The organism is Mesorhizobium sp. M0909, assembly GCF_040319515.1.
Taxonomy (GTDB): Bacteria; Pseudomonadota; Alphaproteobacteria; order Rhizobiales; family Rhizobiaceae; genus Mesorhizobium.
Genome location: NZ_JAMYOA010000005.1, coordinates 20718 through 35476, shown reverse-complemented (window position 1 = coordinate 35476; position 14759 = coordinate 20718). Strand labels below are relative to the sequence as shown.

General features: G+C 63.2%; 18 protein-coding genes and 1 pseudogene. 14 read left to right on the top strand and 5 right to left on the bottom strand.

Features of this window, described 5'->3' with window-relative positions; genetic code table 11:
- Positions 1–59 precede the first annotated feature (59 nt).
- Positions 60–286: pseudogene (locus tag NKH83_RS08950) on the top strand (tyrosine-type recombinase/integrase); the annotation flags it as partial.
- Positions 287–385: 99 nt separating this feature from the next.
- Here the strand turns inward: NKH83_RS08950 and NKH83_RS08945 are convergent.
- Entirely contained in the window at positions 386–1132 is a 747-nt protein-coding gene (locus NKH83_RS08945; protein WP_352803429.1) for a cation efflux transmembrane domain-containing protein, read from the bottom strand.
- Between the two features lie 62 nt (positions 1133–1194).
- Between NKH83_RS08945 and NKH83_RS08940 the strand changes: the two genes are divergently transcribed.
- The gene (locus NKH83_RS08940; RefSeq protein ID WP_254819699.1) at positions 1195–1620 is read left to right on the top strand and encodes a MerR family transcriptional regulator; all 426 of its coding nucleotides are present in this window, start codon (positions 1195–1197) and stop codon (positions 1618–1620) included.
- Positions 1621–1955: 335 nt separating this feature from the next.
- Positions 1956–2546: a DUF922 domain-containing Zn-dependent protease gene (locus tag NKH83_RS08935; protein ID WP_352803425.1), complete on the top strand. Its 591-nt coding sequence runs from the start codon at positions 1956–1958 to the stop codon at positions 2544–2546.
- 44 nt (positions 2547–2590) lie between these two features.
- Here NKH83_RS08935 and NKH83_RS08930 read toward each other — a convergent pair whose 3' ends face one another.
- Positions 2591–3334: an SDR family oxidoreductase gene (locus NKH83_RS08930; protein ID WP_352803422.1), complete on the bottom strand. Its 744-nt coding sequence runs from the start codon at positions 3332–3334 to the stop codon at positions 2591–2593.
- A 319-nt stretch (positions 3335–3653) separates the two neighbouring features.
- Between NKH83_RS08930 and NKH83_RS08925 the strand changes: the two genes are divergently transcribed.
- The 7 genes from NKH83_RS08925 to NKH83_RS08895 all read left to right on the top strand — a co-directional run bounded on the left by NKH83_RS08925 (position 3654) and on the right by NKH83_RS08895 (position 8846).
- Positions 3654–4277: an NAD(P)H-dependent oxidoreductase gene (locus NKH83_RS08925; protein WP_352803922.1), complete on the top strand. Its 624-nt coding sequence runs from the start codon at positions 3654–3656 to the stop codon at positions 4275–4277.
- A gap of 68 nt (positions 4278–4345) precedes the next feature.
- On the top strand, positions 4346–4678 hold the full coding sequence (locus NKH83_RS08920) for an ArsR/SmtB family transcription factor (RefSeq protein WP_352475581.1): 333 nt from the start codon (positions 4346–4348) through the stop codon (positions 4676–4678).
- Between the two features lie 13 nt (positions 4679–4691).
- Complete coding sequence (locus tag NKH83_RS08915; protein ID WP_352803419.1) at positions 4692–5378, top strand: aquaporin; 687 nt, start codon at positions 4692–4694, stop codon at positions 5376–5378.
- Positions 5375–5797, top strand: coding sequence for an arsenate reductase (glutaredoxin) (gene arsC, locus NKH83_RS08910; RefSeq protein WP_352803416.1), 423 nt, complete (start codon positions 5375–5377; stop codon positions 5795–5797). Before NKH83_RS08915 ends, arsC begins: the two co-directional genes overlap by 4 nt.
- A 69-nt stretch (positions 5798–5866) precedes the next feature.
- Complete coding sequence (locus NKH83_RS08905) at positions 5867–6199, top strand: ArsR/SmtB family transcription factor (protein ID WP_254819693.1); 333 nt, start codon at positions 5867–5869, stop codon at positions 6197–6199.
- Positions 6200–6243: 44 nt separating this feature from the next.
- The gene (locus NKH83_RS08900) at positions 6244–7626 is read left to right on the top strand and encodes an NAD(P)/FAD-dependent oxidoreductase (protein ID WP_352803415.1); all 1383 of its coding nucleotides are present in this window, start codon (positions 6244–6246) and stop codon (positions 7624–7626) included.
- On the top strand, positions 7623–8846 hold the full coding sequence (locus NKH83_RS08895; protein WP_352803412.1) for an MFS transporter: 1224 nt from the start codon (positions 7623–7625) through the stop codon (positions 8844–8846). The genes NKH83_RS08900 and NKH83_RS08895 overlap by 4 nt, the downstream gene beginning before the upstream one ends.
- A gap of 23 nt (positions 8847–8869) precedes the next feature.
- Here NKH83_RS08895 and NKH83_RS08890 read toward each other — a convergent pair whose 3' ends face one another.
- Together NKH83_RS08890 and NKH83_RS08885 are read right to left on the bottom strand one after the other, a co-directional pair.
- Positions 8870–9094, bottom strand: coding sequence for a hypothetical protein (locus NKH83_RS08890; RefSeq protein ID WP_254819690.1), 225 nt, complete (start codon positions 9092–9094; stop codon positions 8870–8872).
- A 231-nt stretch (positions 9095–9325) separates the two neighbouring features.
- On the bottom strand, positions 9326–9691 hold the full coding sequence (locus NKH83_RS08885; RefSeq protein ID WP_352803410.1) for a VOC family protein: 366 nt from the start codon (positions 9689–9691) through the stop codon (positions 9326–9328).
- Between the two features lie 144 nt (positions 9692–9835).
- Here NKH83_RS08885 and NKH83_RS08880 point away from each other — a divergent pair, with 144 nt between their 5' ends.
- The 3 genes from NKH83_RS08880 to NKH83_RS08870 are packed head-to-tail and all read left to right on the top strand — an operon-like array spanning position 9836 to position 11338.
- Positions 9836–10147: a hypothetical protein gene (locus NKH83_RS08880; RefSeq protein ID WP_254819688.1), complete on the top strand. Its 312-nt coding sequence runs from the start codon at positions 9836–9838 to the stop codon at positions 10145–10147.
- A gap of 8 nt (positions 10148–10155) precedes the next feature.
- Positions 10156–11067 carry a sigma-70 family RNA polymerase sigma factor gene (locus NKH83_RS08875; protein WP_352803406.1) on the top strand — a complete coding sequence of 304 codons (912 nt, stop codon included), beginning with the start codon at positions 10156–10158 and terminating at the stop codon, positions 11065–11067.
- A gap of 31 nt (positions 11068–11098) precedes the next feature.
- Entirely contained in the window at positions 11099–11338 is a 240-nt protein-coding gene (locus NKH83_RS08870; RefSeq protein WP_352649590.1) for a hypothetical protein, read from the top strand.
- A gap of 69 nt (positions 11339–11407) precedes the next feature.
- Here NKH83_RS08870 and NKH83_RS08865 read toward each other — a convergent pair whose 3' ends face one another.
- Positions 11408–12565, bottom strand: coding sequence for a sulfite oxidase (locus NKH83_RS08865; protein WP_352803919.1), 1158 nt, complete (start codon positions 12563–12565; stop codon positions 11408–11410).
- A 655-nt stretch (positions 12566–13220) separates the two neighbouring features.
- Here NKH83_RS08865 and NKH83_RS08860 point away from each other — a divergent pair.
- Positions 13221–14741, top strand: coding sequence for an FAD-dependent oxidoreductase (locus tag NKH83_RS08860; RefSeq protein ID WP_352803402.1), 1521 nt, complete (start codon positions 13221–13223; stop codon positions 14739–14741).
- The last annotated feature ends 18 nt before the right edge of the window (positions 14742–14759 follow it).

Below are 14759 nucleotides of genomic sequence, written 5' to 3'. Positions count from 1 at the left end.
CAATTTCGCAGGCCCGCATCGGGCGCTGCGGCTGTGGAGGGCGGCATAGGAGAAGAACCATGCGCAGTTGGAACACGGGCCACATCGTCGGCCAGAAGTCTCCGCCCAAGGCACGAGAGGTCTGGAGCATCCGAACGCGACTGCAGTATCAGGTGCGGAACGCGATCTTGCGCTGTTCAATCTTGCCATCGACAGCAAGCTGCGGGGTTGCGACCTGGTCACGATCACCGTCGGAGACGTCGCCCTTTCGGGCAGCGTGCGTGATCAGGCGGTGATCGTGCAGAAGACAGGGAGCGGCGCTTTCACAAAGCGTCGCTCCGTGACCCGATTACAGACAACCAGACGGGTATCCTGGACATCCGCTCTTGCCCACATAACCGACAGATCATTCGGCAGGCACAGTCGTTCGGTCCGGTGCGCCTTCGCGGTATTCGCTCCAGGCCTGCCGCAGGATTCGCACCGATGAGGTTAGAAAGATACCGGCCATAAGCGCGGCGACGGCCAGATCCGGCCATGCGCTTGACGTACTCCAGACGCCAAGAGCTGCGGCGATCACCACCATGTTGCCGATCGCGTCGTTGCGCGAGCACAGCCAAACCGATCGGACATTCGCGTCACCATCCTTGTAGGGCATCAGAAAACCAACGGAAGCAAGATTGGCGGCAAGGGCCAGAAAGCCGAAGATGCCCATGACTTCCGCGCTGGGTACGCCGAGGATCAGCGTCTGATAGACGGTCGAGCCGAAAACCCAAAGCGCCATCAGGCTGAGCGACAGACCCTTGAGCAGCGCAGCCGTTGCGCGCGTCCTCAAGCTCGCGCCGATGACCGCGAGGCTCAGCCCATAGGTGAGGGTGTCGGCGAGGAAATCCAGCGCGTCGGCCTTCAGCGCCTGAGAACCGGCAAGTGAGCCGGCAGTCATTTCGGTCAGGAACATGGCCGCATTAATAGCGATGACCGTCCACAGCACACGCTTGTAGCGCGGGTTCATGCCGTCAAAGACCGGCACGCCGCCCGAACAGCATGAGGCTTCCGCTGCACGATCATGCGAATGACCGTGCAGCTTCGCCGGCAGAACCAGCGGCGGCGGTCCCGCACAGCTTTTGGTTTTATGATCGCAGCAAGCTTCAGACATGGGTGACTCCTCAATGAAGACACTGTAGGATCTCTAGTGGCTAGAGGTTCAAGAGGCTTTTTATGGATTTGTCGATCGGTGAATTGTCTCGTCGCGCGGAGGTGAAAATACCGACGATCCGCTACTACGAGCAAATTGGCCTGTTGCCCGAAACGGGTCGAACCGAAGGAAAGCAGCGACGCTATGGAAGGAGGGCAGTAGCGCGGCTTGCCTTCATCCGGCACGCGCGAGAACTCGGCTTCGAGGTTGATGCGATCCGTACGCTGCTTTCGCTGCAGGATGATCCGGATCAATCATGCGCCCGCGCCGACGAGATCGCGAAGGCGCGGCTGGTCGAGGTGGAGAAGCGCATCGCCAGTCTCAAGGCTCTGCGCAGGGAATTGCGGAAGATGGTCGAGGAATGCGCCTGCGGGCGGGTCGGCGAGTGTCGCGTGATCGAAACGCTCGCCGACCGAACGCATGCGCATGGGAAGTTGGCGGCAAGTTGATCGGAGAGGTGATGGCAGCGTTCGCGGGCGGCGGCAACCGGCGCTCCTTCACAGAATGTCAACCCCGACTCGAAGCATTCAGGCGTCGCTAGAAGCGATAACGCACTCCGACTTGCGCGAGCACAGGCCAAGCTTGGACAGCGCGCGGCACAGGCTGACACCGGGAGGCTGGGTTTCGGGGGGCAGGGCGTTGCCCGGCAATGTTCGGTCGCGGCGACATGGCGTTACCTGTGGATTCTTGTATACGAGCATCCCAGCATAGCCGGCTGCCGGCTGTGTCCACGGAAGGGAACTGCTCGCCACTTGCATCGATCACGGCGGCTGCGAGGACTTGCATGAAAACAGCCGTTCGCCTTTGCCTGCTGCTCGCCTTTCTGCCGACATCGCTGGCGCATGCCGGCTGGCAGGCGGTCGAGAAGGTCGAGACCTATGCCATCTCGGGGCAGTCCGGCCCGGAGCTCTATGCCTCGATCGGCGGGCGCGGGCCGCTGCTCGGCGAGCGCCGGGTCATCGCGCATACCAATTTCAAGCTGACCTGGGTGAGGGACTACCAGCCGCAAGGCGACGCCTGCGTACTGGTGTCGGCGCGACCGAAGCTGATCATCACCTACACCTTGCCGAAGCCGGCTGCGCGGCTGCCGGGCGCAATCCAGAAGAACTGGGAGATCTTCTCAGCCGGCCTTGCCGCCCACGAGAAGGTGCATGGCGCCAGCATCATCGACATGGTGCATAAGATCGAGGCGGCCACCATCGGCCTGACCGTCGCCGATGACCGTGGCTGCAGCAAGATCAGGAGCGAAGTTACGAGACGTCTCGCCGGAATTTCGCAGGCACAGCGGCAGGCGAGCCGCGATTTCGACCGGGTCGAATTCGGCCCGGGCGGCAAGCTGCGGCAGCTTGTGTTCGCGCTGATGACCGGCGGATGATGCTGCAGGGCTGCGGGGGCGGCAGGGTACCACCTTTGCGGCCCTCACGCCTGCTCGGTCGGATAGAGGGTCAGGATGTTGACGTTGACCCGTGGCGGCTGGGTCACCGCGTACAAGATGGCGGCGGCGATGTCCTCGCTTTCCAGCTGCTCCATGTCGCCCAGCCTTTGCTCGACCGCTTGGCGCACATCGGCGCGCATATTCCGGGTGAACTCGGTCTTGACGGCGCCGGGCTCGATGCAGGTGACGCGGATACCGTCCTTGCCGATCTCGCGGCGCAGCGATTCCGCCATCGCGCTCACCGCGTGCTTGGTGCCGGAATAGACCACCGAAGGGTGGATATAACGGCCGGTGCCGGACGAGACGACGACGATGTGGCCGGCGCCTTGCCGCTGCATCGAGGGCAGTGCCGCATGGATCGGATAAAGCAGCCCGAGAATGTTGACGTCGACCATCCGGCGGTACTCTTCCGGCGTCGTGTTGCGGAACGGCGCGGCGACGCCGACGCCTGCAACCGCAAGCAGAATGTCGAGCCGGCCGTACTCCTGCTGGACCCGTTCGACCATCGCCGTGGCTTGCGTCTCGTCGGTGACGTCGACGACAATCGGCAGCGCCGCACTGCCGGTCTCACGGATCCGCCTCGCCAGCTTGTCCAGGCGCTCGGTGCGCCGCGCAGCAATCACCAGCGTGGCGCCCTCGGCCGCCAGCGCCAAGGCGGTGGCCTCGCCGATGCCTGAGGAGGCACCAGTCACCAAGGCGATCTTGCCGCTCAGTTTTCCTGTCTGCATCTTTTTCTCCCGAGGTTTGGATACGCCCTGAAGCTAGGTGCGGATGCTCTGAAAGCAATGCTTATGGGCGACTGAAGGACCGGACGGCTTGCGGGACAGAAGGGCCGGGACAGCGCCCTCCGGCAAGCCCATGTCTGCGCAATTTTCTTTGAGCGAACGAGCGGGCCTTGACGTGACTGGAGCTGTTGCGTCTTGATACGGGCTGCGGGGCTTCGCATGAAAACAGCTGATGGACTATGTCTGCGGGTGGCTTGTTTGCATGCGACGCGCCTGCAGGCACCACCGCGATCCCCTCGTGACCGACCGGGCTGAGCGCAAGATGAAGGTCCTCGTCGTCTATTGCCATCCCTGCACGGACAGCTTCAATGGCGCCGTCCGCGATATGGTGCTGGAGACGCTTGCCGAACGCGGCCATCAGGTCCACCTGCTCGACCTCTATGCGACCGGCTTCGATCCAGTCATGCGCACGCAGGAGTGGCGCGGCTACCACGACAAGGCGGCGAACCTGCAACCCGTGCACGAACATGCGCAGGAGCTGCTCTGGGCGGAGGCGGTCGTCTTCATTTACCCGACCTGGTGGTATGGCCTGCCGGCGATGCTGAAAGGCTGGCTGGAGCGCGTGCTGGTGCCGGGCTTCGCTTTCGAGATGCCGACCGCACGCCGCGGTCCACGGCCCAAATTGCGGCACATACGCCGGGTGATGGCGATGACCACATGCGGTGCCACGCCGCTGATGTCGTGGATCATGGGACAGCCCGGCCGGCGAACCCTGCTGCGCGGCTTCCGCTCCGTCTGCCATCCGCTGTGCCGGACCAAATTCCTGGCGCTCTACCGGATGGACAGCGTCTCGGCCGCCGGACGCCAGGCGCATCTGCAGCGGGTCAGGAAAACGGTTGCAAGCCTTGGTCGCGCTGATGCGGTCGCCGCCACAGTGCCTGGCTGATAAGCTAGGCGGGCCGTCACCGGCATAGGCGCGTTGACTCTATTCCCCATTTCTGGAAATCTGGAAATATGGACAAGACGCTCGCCCTTTCCGCACTTGCCGCGCTCGGCCAGGAGACCCGGCTGGACGTTTTTCGCCTTTTGGTGCGGGCCGGCGCCGAGGGCGTGGCTGCGGGCGAGATCGCCTCACGGCTCGCCGCGTTGCCGAATACGATGTCGGCCCATCTCAAGATCCTGTCGCATGCCGGCCTGGTGCGGACCGAACGAGAGGGCCGCAGCGTGCGCTACTTCGCCGATATGACCGGCTTTCGCGATCTGCTGGCCTACCTCATGGAGGATTGCTGCAATGGCGCGCCGGAACTTTGCCAGCCGGTCATCCAGGCCGTGACCTGCAACTGCTAGGGGGAGGTTCGTCTTGGCCAATCTTTCCCGCCGCCTTGCCGCCGAAGCCCTCGGCACAGCTCTGCTGGTCGCCACCGTGGTCGGTTCCGGCATCATGGCTGACAGGCTGAGCAATGATGTCGCCGTCTCCCTGCTCGGCAATACCTTGCCGACCGGGGCGATCCTGGTCGTGCTCATCACCATATTCGGGCCGATATCCGGAGCGCACTTCAACCCGGCGGTGACGCTGGTATTTGCGCTTCGACGCGAAATCGAAACGAACGCAGCGCTTGCTTATGTCGCCGCCCAGATTGCCGGCGGCATCGCCGGAACGTTGCTCGCGCATGCGATGTTCGAACTGCCGATCCTGCAAGTGTCGGCGACGGTGCGGACCGGAAGCGGGCAATGGATTGCGGAGCTGGTTGCCGCCTTCGGGCTGGTCTTCACCATCCTCGCCGGCCTGCGCTCACGTCCGGATTCGATCCCCTGGCTGGTCGGGCTCTATATCACCGCCGCCTATTGGTTCACCGCGTCGACATCCTTCGCCAATCCGGCCGTCGCAATCGCCCGTGCGTTCTCCAACACGTTTGCCGGGATCCGCCCCGCCGATCTGGCGGGCTTCATCGCCGCCGAGCTTTTGGGCGCGTTGCTGGCCATGGCACTGGCAGGGTGGCTGCTCGCCCAACCGAAGCCAGTCGGACAGATGAAAGCTGCGCAATGACCATCACCATCTACCACAACCCCGATTGCGGCACCTCGCGCAACACGCTGGCCATGATCAGGCAGTCCGGCGAGGAGCCGGAGGTGATCGAATATCTGAAGAACCCGCCATCGCGGCAAAAACTCGTCGAGCTGATCACGGCGATGGGCATGACGCCGCGCCAATTGCTACGAGAGAAGGGCACGCCCTATGGCGAACTCGGCCTGGGCGACCCCAAGTGGAGCGACGACGAGATCCTCGATTTCATGCTGGCGCATCCGATCCTGATCAACCGGCCTATCGTGGTGACGCCGCTCGGCACCATGCTCGCCCGACCCTCCGAAGCGGTGCTCGATATCCTGCCCAATCCGGATATCGGCCCGTTCACCAAGGAGGACGGCGAGGCCGTCATCGACGCCAGCGGTAAGCGCGTCGGCTAGATATCGTCTTATTTCGATCTTTGTCGAAATTCTCTTGACGTGCAGCGATTCTGGAAATAGCTTATTTCCATGAAACTCGAAAAAGCAGCCGCGCAACTTGAAGCCCTCGGCAACCCGACGCGGTTGCAGCTCTATCGGACGCTGGTGCGAGCGGGCGATGAGGGGCTGCCGGTCGGGCGCATCCAGGACAGGCTCGGCATCGCCGCCTCGACGCTGTCGCATCACCTCAAGCGGCTGGTCGACACCGGCCTGGTAACGCAGGAGCGCCAGGCGACCACGCTGATCTGCCGGGCCAACTATCCCGCCATGAACGGGCTCATCGGATACCTCGCGGACGAATGCTGCGCCGACGGCACCTGTGCGCCGGCATCGGCGGAAGCGGTCGCCAAAACGGCGGCGTGATTTTTTTGGCATTATAATTCGAAATTACCGGAAGGACGGAAGATATGGATACGATCGAAAAACTCCCTGTGGCGGTGATCGGCGCCGGGCCGGTCGGTCTGGCGGCAGCGGTCCACTTCATCGCGCAGGGCATTCCTGTCAAAGTCTACGAAGCCGGCAATGCGGTTGCATCCAATCTCAGGGATTGGGGCCATGTCCGGGTTTTCACGCCCTGGCGCTATTGCGTCGATCGGGCGGCCAGAGACCTGCTCGAGGCGCATGGCTGGCGGATGCCCGAGCCCGGGGCATTCCCGACCGCGGACGACCTCGTCGCGGACTATCTCGAGCCGCTTGCAAAGCTTCCGCAATTGTCGCCGTCGATCGAAACCGGCGTCCGCGTCTTCGGCATTTCGCGCTGGGGCGCCGACAAGGTGCTGAGCAAGGGACGCGGGAACCGGCCATTCATGCTGGTAGTCGAAACCGCCACCGGCACCAGGCGCGACAGCGCCCGCGCCGTCATCGATGCGTCGGGAACCTGGCAGATGCCGAACCCGCTCGGCGCCGGCGGAATTCCTGCAGAAGGCGAAGCCGAATTTGCCGACCGCATCGCCTACGGCATACCCGATATTCTCGGCCGCGACCGCAGCCTTTATGCGGGGAAGACGACGCTGGTCGCCGGCTCCGGCCATTCCGCCGCCAATGCGGTGCTGGATCTCGCCAGCCTGGCAAATGTGGAGGCCGGCACGGCTTTCATCTGGACAACGCGCGGCACCGATCTGGTGCGCATCTATGGCGGCGGCGATGCCGACCAATTGCCGGCACGCGGCGAACTCGGCGCCGAAGTGCGCGAACTCGCCGAGAGCGGCGGCGTCAGGCTGGTGACGGGCTTTGCGGCTGTTTCGATCCGCGATGCCGACGGACGGCTGGTCGTCGAAGGCCAGACCAAGGACGGCTTGCAGGCGCTTGGCCCGGTCGACCGTATCATCGCCGCGACCGGACAACGCCCGGATCTGTCGCTGACACGCGAGCTTCGGCTCGAGCTCGATCCGTGGCTGGAAAGCGTCAAGGCACTGGGGCCGCTGATCGATCCCAACGAGCACTCCTGCGGCGACGTGCCGCCGCACGGTCACCGCGAGCTCAGCCATCCAGAGCAAGGGTTCTATACGGTCGGTATCAAGAGCTATGGCCGCGCGCCGACCTTCCTGCTGCTGACCGGCTATGAGCAGGTCCGCTCCGTCGCCGCAGCGATCGCCGGCGACATGGTGGCGGCCGACAATGTCCAGCTCGTGCTGCCGGAGACCGGCGTCTGCACCGTGCCGACGATCGGTACTGCCGACAAGGGGTGCTGCGGCGGCCCGGCGCCCGCCGCTTCGGATGCCTGCTGTGTCGCCGATGTCGAGGCGAAGACGATCGGCAAAAGCGGTTGCGGCTGCAGCGTCGCGGCATGAGCCTTTCGCCGCCTTCGACGGCCGTCCTGCGCAGCCGCGGCATGATCATAACCACGCTTGGCCTGACGCAGATCATGGCGTGGGGATCGTCCTACTATCTTCCCGCGGTCATTGCACCGGCGGTCTCCTCCGATACCGGCTGGCCGCTGGCATGGGTTGTCGGCGGGCTGTCTCTCGGCTTGCTCATGGCGGGATTGATTTCTCCGCGCGTCGGTTCATCGATCGAGCGGCATGGCGGCCGCAACGTCCTGGCATTCAGCGCCGGATGCATCGGGGTCGGCCAGATCGGGCTAGCCCTTGCTCCCAACCTTGCGGCCTATATCGCTGCCTGGCTGATCATCGGACTGGGCATGGGTGCGGGGCTCTACGATGCCGCTTTCGCCACGCTTGGCCGCCACTACGGCCACGGCGCGCGCTCCGCCATCACCGCGCTGACGCTGTTCGGCGGTCTTGCGAGCACGATCTGCTGGCCGATCTCAGCCTTGCTGCTGGGGGAGGTCGGCTGGCGCGGCACCTGCCTGGTTTACGCCGCCTTTCAGCTGGCAATTGCGCTTCCGCTCTATCTGGTGATCCTGCCCCGCGCGGCGCCGCAACCGGCAGTCAAACCAGAATTGCAGGAGGCGGCACCGGTCCTGGAAAACAATATGGATCCGTCGATCATGATCGTTTTGGCCGCGACCCTCACGCTTGCGGCGGTAATCTCCTCGACGCTGTCGGTGCATCTGCTCACCATCCTGCAGGGCAGCGGCATGGCGCTGGCCGCAGCCGTCGAGCTCGGCGCTCTGGTCGGCCCGTCCCAGGTGGCGGCGCGCGCGATCGAGATGATGATTGCGCGCTACCACCATCCGATCCTGACCAAGTTCGCCTCGGTTGCCTTTGTGGCGATCGGCGTTTCGGCGCTCTGGGCCGGCATGCCAATCATCCCGGTGGCGCTCGGTTTCTATGGCGCGGGCATCGGCCTCGAATCCATCGCACGGGGAACGCTGCCGCTCGCGCTGTTCGGCTCGAACGGCTATGCGAGACTAATGGGTCGCCTCGCCATGCCGAGCCTGATCGCCCAGGCGGCGGCACCCTCGGCCGGCGCATTGCTGCTGGAGCGCTTCGGCCCGCATGGGACGTTGGCCGCGCTTTCCGGTCTGGCGCTGGCCAACGTCCTCCTGGCATGCGGCTTGGGCTGGCGGATGCTCCGCCGGCGGGAATCGCAGGTTCAATCCCGATAGGATTTGACCAGCGTTCACCCCCTTCACCTGGGTAGCGGGAGATCTTCTAAGGGGTCGGCAAGGAAGGATGCGGCGATCAGATCGTCGGCATCCAGCCGCAGGGAGCCTTCGGCGCCTCCCATGATGGCGGCAACTTTCTGAAACGTCTTCATCTCGTGCTCGGTGATCTGGGCGCTTCGCATTCTGGCTTTGAGGTCAGCAACGCGCAGCCCCAAACTGTGGGACATTCCGATTTTACGGTTCGACATGGTAAGATGCTCCTCCCCGGCCCATGTTTGTTTTGCCACCCGCCCTTATTCGCATTTCCTCCGCCTGCCTAAATATGAGGCATCGCGAATACAGCGCCCGAACGCCCGATGCAAGGGAAGGTTCCGGCGCGCAGAGGTCACGAAATAATAATGCGAAGGAAGCACGGCCGATGGTCCGGCCGGAGGTAGGACTTAGGTACGACGCCCCGCCAGACAGAGGGTTCCGGAGGCTTATCGGCTGGCGAGGACCATGCGGTTGCCTTCGCTGTCGCGAAACTCCGCCACCGTGCGGCCCGGCTGCCACGGCGCCTCATGCGGTTCGGTGACGATCTCGACGCCGCCCGCTTTCAACGCCGCGCTCATTGCTCCGACATTTTCGTCGACCAGCACCAATACCGGCTCCGCGGCGGGGGTGTCGTCGGCGCGCCTGATGAAATGCAGGTTCGTCACGGCATGCGGAAACGCCAGCTCGATCCAGCGCCAGCCGCCATCGCCCATCTTCTGGTCGGCCAGCACCTGACAGGCGAGATGCCTGGTGTAGAACGCCTTGGCACGGTCCTGGTCGAACACTGGAAGCTCGGCAAACTGGATATGCATGATCGTCTCTCCTGCTTGATGGCTGCCGCGCAGCCGCCCACGCGGAAAAGACGATGCGGGCAACCGAAAAGATTCTTCGGTAGTGAGAATCTTTTCGGCGCGGCCGGTCGTCCTTCGTTCATACCAACCAGTCAGGAGACGACGATGAACTATGCGCTCATTCGATATGGTGTGAACCAAGCCGACCTGGACAATAACCGCGCGCTGGTCGAAAAAGTGTTCGAAGCGCTGGGCGAGGCGGCACCGCCGACGGTGCGCTATCTCGTGCTCGAGCTGGACGATGGTTCGTTCGTCCACATCGTCGGTCAGGACGGCGATTCGTCGGCGCTGACCGGGCTTGCGGCCTTCAAGGCGTTTACGGAAAACCACGCCCAGCGCCGCTCCACCCCGGCAATGCGATCGCCTGTCAAAGTCATCGGCAACTACCGTATGCTGGCGGATCAAAAAGCCGGGTAGCGCCTGCCATGCCGCTCGCGCAGAAATGGGACGCTACGCCGAAAATGAACAGGGCGACTTTGGAGGCGATGCTCGTCGGGTTGCGGCCAAGGCTGCATCGTTACTGCGCGCGCATGGCCGGCTCGGTGATCGACGGCGAGGATATCGTCCAGGAGGTGCTGATCAAGGCGCTGCAGGCGATCGACGGCGGCGCCATGGTCGAACGGCCGGAGCAATGGCTGTTTCGCATCGCCCACAATGCCGCGCAGGATCATCTGCGGCGGCGCAATCGGGAAAGGTCGCGCATGACCGAGGCCGACATGAGCGTCATCGAGGATCCCTCCGGCAGCGCCGACAGCCGGCTCGCCGCCCAGACCGGCCTGCGCTCCTTCATGCAGCTTTCGGTGCCGCAGCGCAGCGCCGTGATCCTGGTCGATGTGCTCGGCCTCAGCCTGCACGAGACCTGCGAAGTCACCGGCGCGACGCTCGCCGCCACCAAGGCCGCGCTGCATCGCGGGCGGGCGCAGCTCAAGCTGCTGGCCCTGCAGCCCGAGCAGGCGCTCGCGCCGAGGCTCGACGCCGATGACGAGCGCCGGCTGCGGCGCTATGTCGACCTGTTCAACGCGCGCGACTTCGACGCGGTCAGGGCTCTGATCGCCGAGGACGTCCGGCTCGATGTCGTCAACCGCGTCCGCCTGCGCGGCAAGGCCGAAGTGTCGACTTATTTCGGCAATTACGACCGCGCGACCGATTGGGCGCTGTCGCTGGGCTTTGTCGACGGCCGGCCGGCGATTCTCATCCGCAACCCTGGGGACCCGGACGGCGCCGTGCGCGGCTTCATGCTGGTCGAATGGCGAGACGAGCAGGTCGTCCAGATCCGCGATTTCCGCTACGCACCCTGGTGCTTGCCCGATGCGGAGATCAGTACGATAGAGCGGTGAGGGGCTTGCCGAGATGGCGCGCGGAGGCGACGTGGCCAAGGTTGCGCCACCGAACAAGTCTGCCATCGCCTCGGCCACCAAGCTGAAGGGGTCCGCGTCCGATTTCGGGGAGCGGTATCGTCGCGAAGAGGATCTACGGCCCACAGCCGTCATGCTCGATATAGAGCGGCGCCAGCTTTCGGATCAGGCAGCCTCTTCCTGGTTGACCCAAACGCAATTGCCACATGGCAGCAAGTTCTTAGAGCGGTTCCGGCTCTCCTGGAACCGGTAGCCCGCTCTAACTATTTGTTTTGCCGCATTTATGCGGACGCAAAATGATTCCATTTGGCTGCAAAATGCTCTAGCCGATACGCACGCGGCGCGTCACCTGGCCATTGCTCTCCCAGTATGTGTGTTTCTTGGCAATCAAGGGATCGTCCATCGCCGGTTGAATTTGTCCCGTGGTGCTGACCGCGCGCGAGGTCACCGTGTGTTCTCCAGGAGAGGGATTTGCCCAAGCCAGGGACCAAATTTTCCAGGCGTGTTCTGCCTCCTCACTGTGGTCAATGGTCGCTGGTGCCCAAGGCCCCTGGTCGATTTGCACTTCGACCCGGTCGATCGGCGCCCCCCAGGCTGCGCCAACGATGCGGTAATCTGAGTCTTTCCGGGTAACCTTCGCAGGCGCGGACTTTATCAGCGCTCGCCCGACTGACGTCTCGGCCCATACGGTCTCGCCGTTGTGGTCCTCCTCCCGGATGGTGACATAGTCACGGGCCATCAGAAGGCTCATGAACCGCGTATCGCGAACCTCGATGCGCTTTAGCCACTTGACGTTGGCGATCCCGTACCAGCCTGGCGCAATGAGCCGTACCGGGAAGCCATTGGGCGCCGGCAAGACGGCTCCATTCATTTCATAGCAGAGGAGATTATCGGGGTTCATCGCGTCGGCGAGCGACATGCTGCGGGCGAAGTTCTGCTGCATCTTGACGTCGCGTATTGCGACCTCGCCTATGTCAGTACCGAAAAAGACGACCTCGATGCCCTTCTCCAGAACGCCGGCTTCCTCGAGGATCGGGGCGAGCGGCGTCCCAGCCCAGCGGGCATTGCCGATGCCGCCGGTGAAAAAGGGAAACCCGTGGTTGCCCGAGCATTCCACTGTGAAAACGACCTCCTGCCGCGGTCGTGCCCTGATGTCGGCGAGCGTCAATTTTAAGGGCTTCTTGACCAGGCCTCCGATCTCCATCGACCATGTCTTCTCGTCGATCGTTGGTCGGTTGAAATGCGAGATGCTGAAGAACTTGTCGTTTGGCGTTATCCAGCTATCCAAATCCTCCCAGACAAGCTGCTTCTGGATACCTACCGGATCGGGATTTTCGGTCGGCTGATCCAGCCATGGAATAACCTCCTCGCTCGGCCGTGTTGGAAAAGCGTAAGCCCGACGCGAGGTATAGAGAGCAGCAATTGCGGCAAGAGCCGCGCTTCCTTGAACAAGAAGTTCTCTGCGCTGAAAATCAGGCATGTTGTTTACCTCCCAGTTGATCCGGAACGGGCTGCAACGTGCCTTCGGCCGTAGCCTGATCACGGATAGGCGACACAATGTGAGGTCTGCCAACCCGGAAATATCCGGATAGCTCAGACGATCACCGACGCAAGTCAGGCATGTGAAGCGTTGGACGAAACTCTGGCTCGCGTTTCGCATGCCAAGAGTGCGCCTTTGAGAAGGAAGTGTCCACAACTTGGACGGGACATGATGATGATTGAGACATTCCATGCCGATTTTCGGTCCTGCCAAATCGTTGCTGCTCGGATCGCTGCCGAACGCCCGCTTCTGGGTCATTTCGGGACCTTCGTGGGTTCTCGTCGAACCGGTGTTTCCTGGTTCTCGTCGAACCGGTGTTTCCTGCCGGCCGGTGGGTTGGCCGTGCGGCCGGCACCGCCCTGATCGCTTGGGGCGGTGCAACGCTTGTGGTCTGACGACCAGGGCTGCTTCGAATCTCGCATTTGCAGGAAACGATACCTCCTGACGCAAAGTGCATCGCACCGCCCCAGCCAGGCCGGCTCACAACGCGTCGGGGCGGACCGGCGGTGACGTCAAGCTTACGCAGGCATTCAGGCGTCGAGGAACTTTGAACCCTCGCGTCCGTTTACCGGCTATCACGTCTGGAAGTTCCGCCATGAATGTCAGCGATGAAAGGACTGTATCGCTTTGGGCGGCAACCGAAGTCGCGCCTGAGGCGGTTCCGCTCGAGCGGAGTGAACAGGTCGATGTCGTGGTCGTCGGATCTGGCATTGCCGGACTGTCGGTCGCCTACGAACTGGCCCTCGCCGGGCAAAAGGTGGCGGTGCTCGATCGCGGCCGGATCGGAAGCGGCATGACGGCACGCACCACCGCGCATCTGTCGTCGATCTGCGACGACTATTTTTCGGAACTGATCAAATTGCGCGGCGAGGAACTGGCGCGGATTTACTACCAAAGCCAGTCGGCGGCTATCGACCGTGTCCAATCGATCCAGGAAGCAGAGGGTATCGCGTGTGATTTCCGCCGCCTCGACGGCTTTCTGTTTCCGGCGTCAGGCAGAAGGGAATCCGTCATCGAGCGCGAACTGGGCGCCGCTCTGAAGATCGGTGTCGACGTCGAGAAAACCGCAGGCGTGTCGTTTGCAGGCTTTTCGGATACGCCCGTCCTTCGCTACGCCAATCAGGCGACATTTCACCCCCTCGAATATCTCCGCGGGCTGGCTGCGGGCATTCGCGCGCGCGGCGGCATGCTTTATGCGGAGACCATCGTCGACAAGGTCGCGGAGACCGACGGCGGCGTCCGCGTAAGCACGGTCTCGGGCTTTACCGTGTCTGCCAGATCGGCCGTTGTCGCCACTAATTCGCCGATCAACGATCGGGTCGCGCTCCACACCAAGCAAGCGCCGTATCGGACCTACGCGATGTCGTTCGAGATCGCGCGCGACGTTTTGCCGGATGCACTCTATTGGGACACGCTGGATCCCTATCACTACGTTCGCCTGCAGCCTGGTGAAGGCAAAACCGACTTTCTGATCGTCGGTGGTGAGGACCACAAGACAGGGCAGGCCGACGATGCCGACAACCGCTTCGCGGCCCTGGCGGACTGGATCAAAAAATTGATGCCCGATATCGGCGCGGAAACCAATCGATGGTCCGGGCAGGTGATGGAGACCGTCGACTATGCCGGGTTCATCGGCCGCAATCCCGGCAACCGGCATGTCTTCGTGGTCACCGGCGATTCCGGTCAGGGCATCACCCATGGGGTTGTTGCCGGCCAATTGGTTTCCGACCTGATCCTGAAGGGGGAAAGCCCCTGGCGGGAACTTTACGAACCCTCCCGCAAGACGGTACGGGCGATCGGCGACTATTTGGCGGAGAATGCGACAGCGATCAGGAGTTTTGCCGAGTATGTCGCGCCTGGCGAAATCGATTCCGCCGATAAGCTGCGGCCGGGAGAGGGCGCCATCGTGCGCGAAGGGCTTACCAAAGTCGCGGCTTTTCGCGATGAGGACGGCACGCTCCACAAGCGCTCGGCCGCATGCACCCATGTCGGCTGCCACGTCCATTGGAACTCATTGGAACGCTGCTGGGACTGCCCCTGCCACGGCTCGCATTTTGCCGTCGACGGCACGGCTTTGAACGGGCCGGCCGTATCGCCCCTGGCTCCTGTCGGATAATTTTCTTTTCGCCCCCGC